14 protein-coding genes are annotated in these 16,025 nt (G+C 38.3%); 3 read left to right on the forward strand and 11 right to left on the reverse strand.

What is annotated here, in order from left to right:
* Positions 1–365: 365 nt before the first annotated feature.
* The 3 genes from G6R08_RS10050 to rbsK are packed head-to-tail and all read left to right on the forward strand — an operon-like array spanning position 366 to position 3,058.
* On the forward strand, positions 366–1,358 hold the full coding sequence (locus G6R08_RS10050) for a LacI family DNA-binding transcriptional regulator (RefSeq protein ID WP_163527850.1): 993 nt from the start codon (positions 366–368) through the stop codon (positions 1,356–1,358).
* A gap of 37 nt (positions 1,359–1,395) precedes the next feature.
* The gene (gene rpe / locus G6R08_RS10055; RefSeq protein WP_163527851.1) at positions 1,396–2,070 is read left to right on the forward strand and encodes a ribulose-phosphate 3-epimerase; all 675 of its coding nucleotides are present in this window, start codon (positions 1,396–1,398) and stop codon (positions 2,068–2,070) included.
* 34 nt (positions 2,071–2,104) lie between these two features.
* A complete protein-coding gene (gene rbsK / locus G6R08_RS10060; protein WP_163527852.1) occupies positions 2,105–3,058 on the forward strand; it encodes a ribokinase in 954 nt (317 codons plus the stop codon).
* A 518-nt stretch (positions 3,059–3,576) separates the two neighbouring features.
* On the opposite strand, the gene G6R08_RS10065 is transcribed toward rbsK, so the two are convergent.
* The 11 genes from G6R08_RS10065 to G6R08_RS10115 all read right to left on the reverse strand — a co-directional run bounded on the left by G6R08_RS10065 (position 3,577) and on the right by G6R08_RS10115 (position 15,942).
* Positions 3,577–4,455: an ROK family protein gene (locus G6R08_RS10065; protein WP_163531269.1), complete on the reverse strand. Its 879-nt coding sequence runs from the start codon at positions 4,453–4,455 to the stop codon at positions 3,577–3,579.
* 108 nt (positions 4,456–4,563) lie between these two features.
* The gene (locus G6R08_RS10070) at positions 4,564–5,721 is read right to left on the reverse strand and encodes a glycoside hydrolase family 172 protein (RefSeq protein WP_163527853.1); all 1,158 of its coding nucleotides are present in this window, start codon (positions 5,719–5,721) and stop codon (positions 4,564–4,566) included.
* Positions 5,722–5,851: 130 nt separating this feature from the next.
* Complete coding sequence (locus G6R08_RS10075) at positions 5,852–6,679, reverse strand: carbohydrate ABC transporter permease (RefSeq protein WP_163527854.1); 828 nt, start codon at positions 6,677–6,679, stop codon at positions 5,852–5,854.
* A complete protein-coding gene (locus tag G6R08_RS10080) occupies positions 6,680–7,600 on the reverse strand; it encodes a carbohydrate ABC transporter permease (RefSeq protein ID WP_163527855.1) in 921 nt (306 codons plus the stop codon).
* Positions 7,601–7,635: 35 nt separating this feature from the next.
* On the reverse strand, positions 7,636–8,934 hold the full coding sequence (locus G6R08_RS10085; RefSeq protein WP_163527856.1) for an ABC transporter substrate-binding protein: 1,299 nt from the start codon (positions 8,932–8,934) through the stop codon (positions 7,636–7,638).
* 55 nt (positions 8,935–8,989) lie between these two features.
* The gene (locus G6R08_RS10090; protein WP_163527857.1) at positions 8,990–9,979 is read right to left on the reverse strand and encodes a LacI family DNA-binding transcriptional regulator; all 990 of its coding nucleotides are present in this window, start codon (positions 9,977–9,979) and stop codon (positions 8,990–8,992) included.
* Between the two features lie 574 nt (positions 9,980–10,553).
* On the reverse strand, positions 10,554–11,501 hold the full coding sequence (locus G6R08_RS10095; RefSeq protein ID WP_163527858.1) for a ribose-phosphate diphosphokinase: 948 nt from the start codon (positions 11,499–11,501) through the stop codon (positions 10,554–10,556).
* A 21-nt stretch (positions 11,502–11,522) separates the two neighbouring features.
* Positions 11,523–12,506, reverse strand: coding sequence for a 2-hydroxyacid dehydrogenase (locus G6R08_RS10100; RefSeq protein ID WP_163527859.1), 984 nt, complete (start codon positions 12,504–12,506; stop codon positions 11,523–11,525).
* Between the two features lie 40 nt (positions 12,507–12,546).
* A complete protein-coding gene (locus G6R08_RS10105) occupies positions 12,547–14,025 on the reverse strand; it encodes a xylulokinase (protein ID WP_163527860.1) in 1,479 nt (492 codons plus the stop codon).
* A gap of 18 nt (positions 14,026–14,043) precedes the next feature.
* Positions 14,044–14,865, reverse strand: a complete 822-nt coding sequence (locus G6R08_RS10110; protein ID WP_240339689.1) for a class I fructose-bisphosphate aldolase — start codon at positions 14,863–14,865, stop codon at positions 14,044–14,046.
* A gap of 39 nt (positions 14,866–14,904) precedes the next feature.
* A complete protein-coding gene (locus G6R08_RS10115; RefSeq protein ID WP_163527861.1) occupies positions 14,905–15,942 on the reverse strand; it encodes a zinc-dependent dehydrogenase in 1,038 nt (345 codons plus the stop codon).
* Positions 15,943–16,025 lie beyond the last annotated feature (83 nt).

Raw genomic sequence — 16,025 nt, forward strand, 5'->3', positions numbered from 1 at the left:
CCTCTCATTTTTAAACCCTCCTAATAAATTTAGTTCACTAAGGTAACCGGTTACATTTAAGCCAAAAAAATATAGGTATTCATAAACACCTTATTTGAATGCATATTAAAAGATGAATTCTTAGTCAGTATATTATCATACACTTTTTTTATCTGCAACCGGTTACATTACCGATAACCTATTTCAATTTGAAATTGCTTTGTCATTTATTTAGATATAAAGCCTTTATAGGAGAAAAAATTAGTCTCTATTTGACAGGTTAAATTAGGAAGTGGTAAAGTTTTAGTAACCGGTTACATTTAGACCATTTTTAATTATAATAAGATTTTACATGTAACTTATGTAACAAAAACGGAGGTACAGAAATGGTAACAATTAGAGATGTTGCTGCTAAGGCGGAGGTTTCCGTAGCAACTGTTTCAAGGGTAATTAATAATAAAGGACATGTAACTGCCCAAACTGTTTCTAAGGTGTTTAGCGTTATTGAGGAATTAGGTTATAAACCTAACGCTGTTGCAAGAAGTTTAACAAGTCGCAAATCTAATACAGTTGCTTTACTAGTACCAACAATTAGTAACCCTTTCTTCCCTGAGCTTGCTAGGGGAGTCGAAGATCTAGCACATTCATATGGGTTTAACATTTTCTTATGCAACACAGATGATGATAGAAACAAAGTTACTAATTATCTTGATTCTCTTCGTGATAGATATGTTGATGGAGTTATCATAAACTCCTTAAATTTAGCAAATGAAGATTTGGAACAACTCCATTCTCGAGGCATTCCTGCTGTCACGCTTGACAGAACCTTCTCAACTCACAAATTTTCTTCTTTAACGGTTAAACATAGGGAAGGGGCCCAGTTAGCAACTCAGCACTTGATTGATATTGGATGCAAGAGAATTGGCCTTATTCGGGGGCCAGAAGATGATTCTACAGCCGTTCAAAGGATGTGGGGCTATAGAAATTGCGTTAAAGAATTTGATTGGTTTGATCAAAGCTGGATAGCCCCCGGGGATTTTAGCGTGAGAAGTGGCTATCTTTGCATGAAAGAGTTATTCCAACGTCACCCAGATATAGATGGTGTTTTTGCATCAAACGACTCAATGGCTATTGGATTGTTAAAAGCTGCCTATGAATGGGGACGGAAAGTTCCCGATGACCTTGCGATCGTAGGATTTGATGGAATTGAGATGTCGCAATATACAATCCCCCCTACTTCTACAGTTAAACAACCGATCTATGAAATGGGAATGAAGGCCATGGAAGAACTTATTAGGTTAATGAAAGAACCTAATGCTGAATTCAGCAAAAAGGAATTAGATGTCGAGTTGATTCTGCGTGAATCATCGATGCGTTAATAAAAAGAGAATTTATATAATACAGGAGGCTACTATTATGACTTTAATTGGTCCATCCCTAATGTGTGCAGACATGAGTAATTTAGGAGAAACTGTGAAAAGATTAGATCAAGCAGGAGTGGATTTCTTTCATCTTGATGTAATGGATGGAAGTTTTGTTCCGAACTTTACAATGGGACCCGATATGGTTAAAAGTATAAGGTCCCTCACCAAGAAACCTTTCGATGTCCATCTAATGGTTGAAAACCCTGAAAATCACCTAGATACGTTCATTGAGTCGGGAGCTGATATGATTTCAATTCATACCGAAGCAACCGTGCATCTACAAAGAACATTACAAACAATTCGGGACAGAGGATTAAAAGCAGGGGTCGCTTTAAATCCCTCAACTCCTATTGATGAACTTAAATATGTTATAGATGTAGTAGATTACATCACTATTATGACCGTTAACCCTGGATTTTCAGGTCAAAAGTTTATTCCATCAATGTATAAAAAGCTAAAAGAATTGAACAATTGGATTAAGAGAGAAGGGTACAACATTAAGATTCAAGTAGACGGAAACATCGGGGATCAAACTGTCCCAGGAGTTTTAGAAAACGGAGCAGATATGTTGGTCTGCGGAACATCTTCTTTATTTAAACCTAATGTTCCTTTTGAAGAATCAATTGCAAAACTAAAAAACTTTAATTGCGAGTTAAGTAGAAATTAAGTAAAAAGTCTAAAGCGAATGCGAGGTTATAACCATGGGAGAGATAACCGTAGTTGGAAGTATAAATATTGACATTGTCGCTTTTACCGACTATTATCCAGATCGTGGAGAAACGATTTTCGGAAAGGAAATGGCCACACTATCAGGTGGTAAAGGAGCAAACCAAGCAGTTGCCAGTGCTCGTTTAGGAAAAAAAGTCCATATGATTGGTGCTGTTGGTTGTGATGTACATGGGGACACTGTAATAGACTCCATGAACAATAATGGAGTGAACACCTCCCATATCAAGCAGGTGGAAGAATCTTCAACTGGATGTGCAATTATTACAGTTGATCATACAGCCGAGAACACTATGCTTGTGGTAAAAGGGGCCAATGATGATTTAACAAGAAATGATATCCAACAAGCCTTTGCTACAATAAATGATAGTAAGGTACTCCTAGTACAGATGGAGGTTCCCGAAGAAGCAGTAATCGAGTCTATGATTGAAGCTCGGAAGAAAGGCATGTTTGTCGTGTTGGATCCTGCACCTGCTGATGGCATTACGGAACGGGCGTTACAATATGCAGATATAATTGTCCCTAACAAACAAGAAACAAAACAGCTAACAGGTATTGATGTAACAGACCTAGATTCTGCTCACCAAGCAGCAGAGTATTTTAACCGAATAGGAATAAAATGCTCTATCATTAAAATGGGGAGTAAAGGATCTTTAGTTTATGAACAAGGAAAAACGGAGTATATAGAGGCCATTCAAGTAAAAGCGATCGATACTGTCGGAGCAGGAGACTCCTTTGCGGGAGCATTAGGCACTGCTCTTGCGGATGGATCAGACCTTGTTACAGCAGCGAAATTTGCAAACATTGTCGCTGCTTTAAAAGTAACAAAATTAGGAGCACAGGCTGGACTCCCAACCAATGTGCAGGTAAATGAGTTTTGTGAAGAGAAAGGATTTTCTCATTATTTATTTAATCCTTTAAAAACATAATTTTTCTTTGGTTAAATTGAAGTGAGGATAATCATCATGTTGTTCCACCGTATATAATTTCAATACTTTATCAAAGATTGAATATTAAACAAAACAAAAGCAAAGCTAGACTATAGTATCTAGCTTTGCTTTTGTTTTAGAGTTGAGCTACTATTGTCTTTACTCAATTCGGTTTAGCAGCCTCGAACGGGATTTTGCACCTAGATATTACAGTTTTATTTATAACTTTTATATTTATTGCACTAACTTTTTGTGCGAATAAAAATAAAGGATTACACATGGTTTTCCAGCTCAGAAGGCTTCTAAGATTTCTTCGTCTATGGATAATAGATGGACTTTGCTAATTGTAATTCTCCATGAAATGTATGTTTTTCCAAGGCAATAAACACGAGAGCGTATTTATTGCCTTAATCTATGATAGTCCATTCCGGCTACCTTCTATTACAGAAAAGGCCGTTTAATATTAAGGAAGCTGATGGATGTTATTATCTTTAAACAAGAGTGTTGAGAATTTTATGTTAATTTAGATGTATCGACCGTTTTGCTAGCTCTATACCACCTAATGCTCCTGAAAGTCCTTCAATACCAGGAGTAACAATATAATTATCAATATCTTCACTTAGTTCTTTGAACTGTAAATAATCATTTAGGATTTTTTGAACATTTTTTTGAATTTGAGGAAGAAGTTGCTTTTGTTTTATTACTCCTCCACCTAAGATAACTTTTTTAGGAGATAAGATTAAAATATAGGTAGCTATACCTTGGGCTAAATAAAAAGCTTCCAACACCCATACCTTTTTATTATTTGATAAATTAGTCCCTTTATCATCCCACCTTTGTTCGATAGCTACTCCTGATGCCATGCCTTCTAAACAATTATGATGATAAGGGCATGCTCCATCAAAAGGGTCATCTTTATGTTTTCCAACTGTTATATGTCCCATTTCAGGGTGAGTTAAGCCTTCTAATAATTGGCCATTTATTACTGCTCCAGCACCAACCCCTGTCCCTACAGTCATATATAAGCAACTATTTAGTCCTTTAGCTGCTCCATAAATAGATTCACCAAGGGCAGAGACATTAACATCTGTATTAAAACCAATAGGAATATCAAAAGTTTTTTTCATTTCATCTAGTATAGGGTAATTTATCCACTCCCTTTTAGGAGTCGATGTAATATATCCATATGTTTTGCTATTTTTATTTATATCAGCTGGTCCGAATGTTCCGATGCCTATGGCTTCCATATTATAATTCGAAAAAAAACTTTTTACATTCCCCATTGTTATTTCTGGTCTTTCTGTTTTAAACTGTTTTGTGTTTATTATTTCTCCTTTTTCATTCGCAACTGTACAAACAAATTTTGTTCCCCCTGCTTCAATAGATCCCAACAACATATAAATTACCTCTCTTTTAAGTAAAGAATAATAACTTTGATCAATACTGATTTTTAAACTCAGTTTGATCATTGTTCTTAAAGAGTATCCTAACATATGAAAAAATTCTTACAGCGTACGATAAAACCTTCTAGCACTTTCTCTTTCTGAAATCGGTAAACGTTTTATAACCGGGAGCATCTCAGGGAACTTCTTGTGCGGCTCTCTTTGATACCAATATGCTACTGAAGAGTAATCATTTGATTGAGAATTACCATGACCATGCTCTATGCTAAACAAAAGAGATTTATTAAAAATAATAGGATCTACAATATGAAATCGATATTGTGTTATCTTACCGGAATAGTCGTTAAAAGAAATTGTATTGCTGTCCTTCCACGCATCACCGTTACTACGTATTGGGGCATAAAGAGATACACCATGATAGGGACTGTCATACTTTCCTGATGGATAACCCCAAGCTGCGCAGAAATAATCTTCTGTGCCTGTGCCATGAAGTCGTGGTGGCCAAGGCTCCCCATCGATGAAGAACATGTCATCACCTTCGCCCGGCCAACTGAATCCTGGCATCGGGTTAAGGTGGTCAATACTTAAATTACAACCAACATAATGTCCTTCTCCTTCGGCGTCTAGCAAAACATAGTTTTCATCTCCAGTCAGGTTGGCTTTTTCATATACTTTTTGATCCGCGAAGTTAGGGCTGTTCTGCTTGTCGTGCTCTACCTTAAGCGCCTCTAAGTCAACCAATCCCTTCGTCGGGTTCTCTCTACGCCATGAAGCATGAAAATAGAAGCTTTCGTCAGAAACAGCGCGTTCAACATAATCCACATAAAAATAGAGGACTATATCATTCTCACATTCATTGACAATCTCAATTCGTGCTGCTTTTCGGAAAGGCATTTCAAAAAAGCTGTTCATGGCGGCCTTGTCCTCGATAACACCTTGGGTAGTAATCATATTAAGTGGAGCCGAGACATAATGGCTCGCAACCCCGTGTCCGACACCAAAAAAATCGCCAATTGGGGATTGAACGCTCGGATTACTTTCATCATCCCAATACATCTTAATCAGTACTTTTCGGAACGAATATTTATCCTGTGAAGCTACCGTCATCCAGATATGATTGATAATCCCAGATCCTTCGATATCAGCAATAATATGGGTTGAACCAGCAGGAATGGTAATACGATCTTTATTTCTTCCAGTTCTGTCCCAGCTTGAAAATCTTTTTGACTTTCCTTCTCTACGCAAATATAAATTATGCATATAACATCCCTCTTTCCTTCGCTTTTATATTATTTTATTACTTAAATTTTCCTGCTAATAATCATTCCATAATGATCTTTACTATCAATGCAAGCAGAAAACTTAACAGGGTATCATCCTATTGGTGGTGTTATCCTTTTATAGCACCACCAGTAATACCAGATATAATAGCTTTTCTAAATATTATGGTTAACAAAATAATCGGTAGCATAGCTACAATCGAGCCTGCAAAAATCGTTCCATACGGAACAGTGTATGGTCCACTAAATAGCGCGATACCAACAGAAACTGATCGCATTGAAGGATCCGAATTAATAATTAACGCTAAGAAAAATTCTATCCAAGTGGCAATATACGTAAAAATACCTGCGGTAAAAAGTCCTGGTTTGATCAAAGGAAGATAAATCTTTATAAATATATAAAATGTAGACGCGCCATCGATACGGGCACTTTCCAATAAATCTGTAGGTATTTTTATAAAGTAATTCCTTAACAACCATATAGAAAACGGTATATTAAACGCGATATACGGAATAACTAACCCCGTGTAAGTATTTAGCAGCCCCAAATTATTGAGCATAATGTAAAGGGCAGGAGCTACAGTAACAGGCGGAAACATAGACAAAATTAATAACCCAGCCATCATTGGGTATTTTCCGGGTAAAGGCAACTTGGCAATAGCAAAAGCTGCCATACTAGAAAAAATAAGCACTAATACCGTAGATGAAATAGATACAATTATACTATTTTTTAAGTTTGTTAAAAATCCATACTCTAATAAAGCCTCCCGATAATTCTCCAACGTCCAATTTTCAGGAAAAAGATTTGGAGGATAAGCTCCAATTTCCGATAAGGGTTTGAATGATGTAATGACTAACCAATAAAAAGGTAAAATGATAATGATTAAAAACCCTACCAATACAACGTAACGGCCTATAAATCTCCATCTTTGACTCATTTATTCTTCTCCTTTCACAATGGTGCGAATGAGGGGAGAAAAAATGAATGCTAACACGATAATGAAACAAACTGTGCTAACAGAGATCGCAGCACCTATACCAAAATTGAGATTTTGGAATAATGCTTCTACCCCAAGCATAGCTATTGGTTGAGTAGCATTCCCAGGTCCCCCCCCTGTTAAGACATATGGAAGATCAAACACCCCGAAAGCTTGCAATAACCGAAATACGACGGCTACTCCAATACTTCCTTTAATTGCTGGTAAGGTAATGTTCCAAAAACTTTGCCATCGGTTAGCCCCATCTATCGCTGCAGCTTCATATTGATCTTTCGGAACCATTTGCAATCCGGCTAATAAAATAATAACTACAAATGGAGTAGTCTTCCATACCTCTGCTACCATGATGCTTATAATCGCTGAAGTAGGAGTTGACAACCATGGTAGAGGAGCATCGATGATTCCTATCACCTCAAAAACATAATTTAAAACTCCATATACTCCGTTATAAATGTAGGCCCACATTTGAGCTGACACAACGGTTATCAGTGCCCAAGGGATAAGCATAATAACCAATGAAACATTCATCATTCGTTTCACCTTATTAACAGCAAGAGCAATTAATAATCCAAAAAAAAGTTCCAAGGACACTGTGATAAATGAAAAATAAAAGGTAAACCAAATACTGTCCCAGTACACGCTCCTACTGAATATATTCAGGTAATTTTGAAATCCAATAAACGTGAAATCGTACCCTGTAGTGTTGATATCCACTTTACTCAAACTCATACCTAGGGTATAAAATATAGGATAAAACATCACTATTGCTAGGACCAATAGGGCTGGAAGAACCATCATATACCCCGTACGGTTTGACCTCCATGATAAACGTTTTGATTTAGTAATGGTTGTCTTTTGCAAGGATATCCCCCTTTTCATAAATGCGTTTAATAACGCTAAGATTCTGAACGAACCACTGATTTCATGCGACTTTCCATCTCCTTGAGCACATCTTTGACTCTCTTATTCTGCGATAGCAATTCATTTGTATTTACATATATCGCTTCTGATAAAGCATTATATTTAGGTGTTTTGGGACGCGGGGTTTTTACCACATCGTGATAAATATCCAATAACTCATATTCTTTAATTAGTTGTGGATTCGATTGCACTTCGACATTCGTTGGTAGAATTCCATATTTCACCAACATCAAACGCTGGGCTTTTTTACTCGTAAGAGAATCCATAAAAGCTAACGAAGCTTCTAGATTTTTAGTATGAGGATTAATGAATACATTCCATCCAGATCGGGTTGCATTGTGTTTGCCATTTTCAAAAGAAGGTATTTTAGTGACCCCTACTTTATTAGATATCTGAGAAGTACTTGGGTTCTGCGCTTGTCTATAGGCGTATGACCAATTTCGTAAAAAGGCTGCTGATCCCGCAGAAAAAGTACTCATTGACTCGTCCTCATGAAAGGTGGTGACCGCTTGAGGAGATGCATTGCTACTAATCAAACTTTTCATAAAAGAGAGTGCCTTTTCTGTTTCTTCCGTATTGATATGTACCTCTCCCTGATCATTAAATACTTCTCCTCCAGCTGCATGTAAATATTCCAAAAAGTTGGTCGTTAGCCCCTCGTAAGACGCCCCCTGCCAAACAAAACCGTAATCGACTAATCCTGCTTCTTGTAGATGAGAAGCAGCCCGTTTTAATTCTTCCCACGTCTCAGGTACTGGAATATTCGCTTTCTTCAGAAGGTCTTTACGATAATATAAATACCCTATATTATCATATAGTGGAGCACCGTAAATCCCTCCTTTATAAGAGGCTGCATCAACGAGTTTTTTCGGGAACCTTTCCCAAAAACTTTCGGGCATGATAGTCGATAAATCCAATGCAAGACCTGCCTCTCCAAACTGGGCCGGCCAATTGGAGTCACCACAATAAACATCGGGCTCTGGATTTTGCCCGCCAATGGTCATCGTGTAATAAGATTGCGCCCCATTAGTCGTAGCTGGTGTTTCTTGTAAGACAACATTGACATCAGAGTATTTTTCTTCAAATCGATCGATTAATTCCTTCCTCAATCCCCCGCCGCCTATATTTCCACACGACCATACAATCGTGCCTTCCGGATTAGAATAATCCACTTCCCTATTTATATTGGTTGCTGACTCCCCGTTATTAATGTTTGAACTACAGCCAGTACTTACGAAAAGAAAAATCAATATACCTACAATTTTGTATCTCATAAAATCACCTCTCACCTTTTGAAAAATTTAAACGTTTAACTTTCATTTATAAAAATTAGCAGCCACAGGATTCACCGATGACCACTTTATTTTTAAGCTCTTCATGTTGAATATACTTGTTATCTTTATTATTTATTAATAGATTCATTGCCTCCCTCCCCATCTGTTTCACAGGTTGTTGAATTGTTGTTATGGTTGGCTGTACAAACTCCATCCACGGTTCCGTATCCACCCCTGCAATTGCTATATCTTGAGGAATTTTCAATTTTCTTTTTTTACAAGCTTTAAAAGCACCTAACAGCATATTATTATTAGCTATATAAATAGCTTCCAAATCTTTATTTTTTTCAATAAGTTTTATAGTTGCCTCTTCTGCACCTTCAATACTTCCATCGCAACTTTCCATAAAGGAGTTCTCGATTGGAATCCTTGCTTCTCTTAAGGCAATTTCATACCCTAATTTTCTTTCCGTCATGGATGAAATATCCGAGTACGCATAAACTAAACCAATATGCTTGTATTGATGATGAGTGGCTAAGTGACTGACTAATTGTTTGGAGCTCTCTTTGTTGTTTGTTATGACGGAAATATATTTATACGCCGGAATCCAACGATCAATAAGGGCTATGGGAATGTCCTGATATTTTTTCAGCTTTTCTTTTGTCCACCCATTTGCCGGTGCCATGATTATTCCTTCAACCCTTTTTGCAATAAAAGAATCAAGGAACTCTTTTTGAGATTGAACATCTTCCTCTGTACTTCCAACAATGATCTTAAATCCCTTTCGTGTTGCTTGCTCTTCCACTCCCTTTAAGATTTCTGTGAAGAAAGAATTGTAACCAACTGTCAAGACTCCAATTAATCCACTTTTCCCGGCTTTTAGCTGACGTGCTGCTTCATGAGGAATGTATTCTAAATCTTGTACAGCTTTCAAAACCTTTCTTTTGTTGTTTTCAGTAACAGGTTTTGTACCATTTAAAACATTAGAAACCGTAGCAATTGATAAACCGCAATATTTACTGACTTCTTTTAAAGTAACCTTCATATTGTCACAACCTTAAGCATCAAACATTAACGTTTTCATTTAAACGTTTAAATTTATAATAGTCTTTCAATTCAGACTTGTCAATTGTCTAGATGAATAACTCTATTTTATTTGCTGTCCCTATACAGAGTGGAAAGAAGGAAAAGTTCAGCGACACAATGAAGCTATCGTATTATCGGCAGCTTCCTTTTTAAGCAAAACAAATGTTAAAACTGATTCATTTAAATAATAAAATTGATATTCTTTACGTTTGTACAAGGTGTACTCAAATTTAACAAAGGAGTTTGGATTTTTCAGGGAACGATGGCGAAATACTTTTCTTGAACAAATGCCGAAGCTGTTCGATACGACAAAATGAAAGAACTTCGAAGACCAAATTGAAAATCTCTACCCCGAAGTCGGCCGGTTAACCACGAAACTGTCGTGGCTCAAAAGAGATCCAGCCTTTAAAGCGAGAAATGAACGGATCGTCATGGTTGATTGGTAAGCGTCAAATAATCCCCAACTGTTTTCAGGATGGGGATTTCGTGTATGATTTATTTAGATTTTATTTGGACACTGTAGTTTATCACGCTTAATCAAACAAAGCACTGATCGACAAATTGTGATAGACTCTTTCTATAGCCTCAGCCAACAGAGGCGCCACCGTAAGACACTTGATCTTTTCAATCTGCTTTGTCTCACTCAAAGAAATCGTGTTGGTCACAATTAGCTCTTCCACTTCCGAGTTTTCAATACGTTCAATAGCAGCACCTGACAAGACTGGGTGTGTACAGCAGGCGTACACCTTCTCAGCACCTTTTTCCTTCAATGCACGGCTAGCAAGTTGAATCGTTCCGGCGGTATCAATAATATCGTCAATAATGACAGCTTTTTTTCCTTCGATATTTCCGATAATATTCATGACCTCAGCCACATTTGGCTCCGGGCGGCGTTTATCGATAAACGCTATAGGGATATTTAAGCTTTCAGCCATTTTCCTCGCCCGAACGACCCCCCCATTATCGGGAGCCACCACAACAAGATCATCTTCACCCTTTTGTTTAAAGTAATCCGATAGAATGGGAACACCCACCAATTGATCAACAGGGATATCGAAAAAACCTTGAATTTGCGGCGCATGTAAATCAATCGTGAGCACCCGGTCTGCGCCTGCTGTTTCAAGCAAATTAGCAATTAACTTTGCAGTAATTGGCTCTCTTGAACGGGCTTTTCGATCCTGACGCGCATATCCGTAATATGGAATGACAACATTAATCGTTTGCGCAGACGCCCGTTTAAGTGCGTCTACCATTATTAACAATTCCATAAGGTTTTCATTGACAGGGTTAGATGTCGATTGAATAACAAATATTTCACATCCACGAATGCTTTCCTCAATATTAATTTGAATTTCACCATCACTGAATCGTTTGACGGAACAGGAAGCGAGAGGAATTCCAATATTCTCAGCGATTTCCCCAGCCAAATCCCAGCTGGAATTTAAAGCAAAAATTTTAACCTTTTGATTCGTGTTTAACATAATAATCTCCTATCCAATATTTTATGCCTTGTTAAAAAGTTCTTCATTTACAATGTGCCTGGGCTTTTCATTTGCTAATCCCCGCAAAAGGTTGTCTATCGCCAATCTTGCCATCTTCATCCTTGTTTGATAACTCGCACTTCCAATATGAGGAAGAGTCACAATATTGTCAAGATCTAACAGCGGGTGATCAAGAGGGATTGGTTCTTGATTAAACACATCCAGACCGGCTGCCCAAATATCACCATTTATTAAAGCATGATACAGTGCTTGTTCATCAACTACCCCGCCTCTAGAAGTATTAATAAGAACCGCACTATCCTTCATTAAAGACAGTTGCTGCTGACTGATCAAGTTTTTGGTGTGCTGAGTAAAAGGCACAAGGATACATAAGAAATCCGATTGTTTAAGAACGGTATTAAAATCTGCATAATTGATACCTAATTCTTCTTCAGCCTCAAATTTTCTTGACCTGTTGTAATATAATACATTCATATTAAAGCCTTTGGCTCTCCTCGCCACAGCTTTTCCAATCTGACCTAAGCCAATGATCCCCAGAGTTGATTCAAATATATCTTGTCCCGTTAATAAAAAAGGCGACCAGGTTTTCCAATGTCCTGCTCTTAGAAATTGGTCGGCTTCCGTTAATCGTCTTGCAGTAGCCATTAACAAGGAAAAGGTTAAGTCAGCCGTCGTTTCTGTTAATACACCGGGAGTATTTGTAACCATAATTCCTTTTTTTGTTGCATAATTGACATCAATATTGTTGTAACCGACAGCCATATTACTAATCACTTTCAGATTTTCCGCATGATCTAAAAGTTCACGATCAACCGTTTCCGTCAAAAGACAGAACAGTCCATCTACTTCTCTTATTTTCTCCTTTAAAACGGAAGCCGGCACTGCAGTTTCTTTTTCCGGCCACATTTCAACTGAACAATGCTCGGCCATCATGGAAATGATTTCATTAGGCATTTTCCTTGTTAAGTATATCTTCTTCTGCAAAACACCACATCCTTTAATAAAATTGAGAAGCTGAGAAGATTTAAGTGTTCACTTTCCGAAAATGTCCTTTTAATGACGGATAAAGATTAACAAATATTTCATACAATTGTGCATATTGCTCGACTTCTTTTTCAGAAGGGTAAGTCATAAAAAGTACTTTATTTTTCAAAAATGTAGGCATCTCACTTAAAGGAGGGAAATGTCCCAAAGATGATCCCGCAATTAGGCAAGTTCCGTATACAGCAGCTTCATTCACTTCCATTGTTTCAATGTTCTTGTTTAACACGTTTGATTTAATTTGGACCCATACTTTATTTTGTGCTCCACCGCCTATGGATTGATAGGATTCACATTTTAATTGATATTTTTCTTCAATAATTTCTTGAATCTGCCTGAGTCCGAAGGCGCAACCTTCAAATATTGCTTGTAGGAAATCTGCCTTACTTGTGTTTAAATGCATTCCCACATATGCTCCGCGGGCATTCGGATCCCAAATCGGAGATCTTTCCCCCTGCATGTAAGGTAAGAAGAACAAGCCGTTTGCTCCGATATCTGATTGTCCTGGTAAATCTTCTAACACACTTGAATCCTCTTCATCACTCTTCAAAAACGTGTCATAAAACCAGCGGATGCTGGCACCAGGGGTGGACATTGCTCCGTGGGACAACCAACTTCCTTTGACAACATGACATCGATTCAGAAACCGGGTATCTAAAATTTCCGGACTATCAGTGCAAACCGTCAATACATTTGACGTTCCGACTGATTCAAACACCTCATTATTTTCCAAACCCAGGGCAAGTGCAGAACAGGCTGTATCTGCTCCGCCAACGATGACAGGGATGTCGTCCAGTAAAGCATTCGCAACCCCCAAATTTTCGCCGGGCGCTGCAATCTCCGGTAAAATGGACAACGGTATTCCTAATGCCGAACATATACTCTCTGACCATTCATATTCTGTGATATCAAAAATCCCTGTGAATGAAGCTTGTGTCCAATCCATAACAAATTCCCCTGTGAGTTTGTGATAAATAAACGTTGAAAGATTCCCCCACATATATATGGCTTCATATAAGTCCGGTTTATTTTCCTTCAGCCATAAAAGTGTTGTAATTGAAAACATGCCCGGCTCAATTCTGTTTTTAGTTACTTTATAGAGATGGTCAACCCCGACAGTTTCCTTAATCCAATGTGCCTGGGATTCACTTCTTTGATCCATATATACGATACCAGGATACAACGGAATCCCTTCTTCATTCATCATCACAGTCGAATTACAAAAAGTTGAAAGGGAGATGCCTGCTACCATGCCGCCTTCCTTTCGAACCCTGTCTATGGCCTTAGCAAGCAGGCTTTTAACCTTTTCCCATACTTCATTTAAACTGATTTCAATATAATTCTTCTCAGGGTATGTGAAAAAGTAACCCTCACTTAATACGAAAGAGAGGGTTGCTTTTTCATCCATTGCAGCTACCTTAATACTGCTGCTTCCAATATCAATTCCAATTACGTGTGACATAACAATCACCTGATTCGTTTAAATATTTTCGTACGCCAACTGATTATATAGCTCAAGAGCTTCTTTAGCCGTGCCATTTCCGTGAATAATATGTGCACATGCCTTTACTATAGCGGTTGGATTACTATTATTCCAAACAAAACGACCAAATGTAATACCAGTTCCACCCGCATCAATCACATCATAAATCATTTGGAAATAATCTTCCGGATTTGGTCCGATATCGCCACCCGCTACTACAACTTTACCAGGGGTTGATTCTACTACTTTTCTAAACGTCTCCGGAGAGCCGGTATATTTCGTTTTCACAATATCTACACCTAATTCAGCCCCTGCCCGGACAGCATAAGCCGTGTGTTTCCAATGATTTTTTTCACTTTCCGGGATCTGATTACCGCGCGGGTAAATATGAGCCACAACAGGCATCCCGTACGAGGCAGCTTTTCCGGTAATTAATCCAAGATTGCGGAGTTGTTCAGGTTGATCATCGCCGCCGACAATACAGCCCATTGACACCGCATCAGCGCCAAGTTGTATTGCCTCTTCAACTTCAGTAACGCCTACATCATAATTAGGCTGCCATGGTGAAAAAGTAGAACATTTCACAATTAAACCCGCTTTACCTGCATGCGGGGCAAAGCAGGTATCAGCAAGCCCTTTATGCATTGTGATCGCATCCGGCCCTCCCGCAATAATTTCATTAATCTTACGATCAATTGGCATGAGTTCTTCAAATATTCCCCTTGCCATAGCTTGATCCACTGCGACCGCCAACAATCGGCCACTTTCCTGATTCAATAAACGGTTTAAACGAACTTCTTTGCCTAACAATCCCATCATGATCACTCCTAAAATTATATTTTAAAATGAAAAACAAGATTAAATGTGAATTAACGATTTCATTCCAACACCATTTTTCACATCAAGAATCGCTTTCTCAATGTCATTTAAAGAATAGCCGTCAGATGTCAGCACATCCGTATTGATTTGTCCGGATTCGATTAACGATAACGCAGTTAAATAATCAGTTCGTTTCAATGCAGATGTCCCAACAATATTCACTTCGTTATAATGAATCAAGTTCGGATCAATTTCAGTTTTTATACCTTTAGTAAATCCGGCAAAGAGATTGATTGTACCGCCTTTTTTTAACAGCTGAACGGAATCATTCACTATGGAAGGCACTCCAATGGCCATGATAACCACATCAGCGCCAAGTTGATCCGTTTCTCTTTGCACGACCCCTTGTAAAGACTCCTCTTCAGGATTGACTGTACAATCTGCCCCTGCAATCAAAGCTTTTTCTCTCCGGTGTTCAACCAGTTCACTGACGATCACCGTTTTAGCACCAGCAATTTTTGCGAGTTGTACGTGCATCAATCCAATGGGGCCGCCGCCAACAATGACCACGGTGTCGTTCACTTTAATATTGGCCTTTTTGTGTCCATTAAAACAACAAGCCAACGGTTCTGTCACAACCGCTTGTTCAAAGGTTACACTGTCCGGTAACTTAACTAAGTTTCCCGCATCAATCGCTTCTTTCGGTATTTTGAGATATTCGGCAAAACCGCCGTCAAATTCATAGCCGATAGCCACTCTCTTCGCACAAACATTTTCCATACCATTCAAACAGTAGTGGCACCTGCGGCAAGGAATGACCGGAATCACACCAACCCGTTCTCCAATGTTAAATTCCTCGATTCCTTCACCAACCTTTTCAATTACGCCTGTTGTTTCGTGGCCAATAATCGAGGGAACCCTGACACCTTTTGTCTTTTGCCCTGAAAAAATTCTTACATCCGTTCCGCATACCGCACTGACCGCGACACGAACCAAGATCTCACCTTCATTAATTTGCGGAGTATCCATATTTTCCACGGTAATTTTATTTTCCCCTTGAAATTTTGCTGCTCTCATTAGCATATCTCCCTTACATCATTCTATGGTGGTAATTTCCTTCATCATAACACAAATTTAGTTTGAAAATAATATTCATACTT

The sequence above is a fragment of the Halobacillus ihumii genome, from assembly GCF_902726645.1.
GTDB lineage: Bacteria > Bacillota > Bacilli > Bacillales > Halobacillaceae > Halobacillus_A > Halobacillus_A ihumii.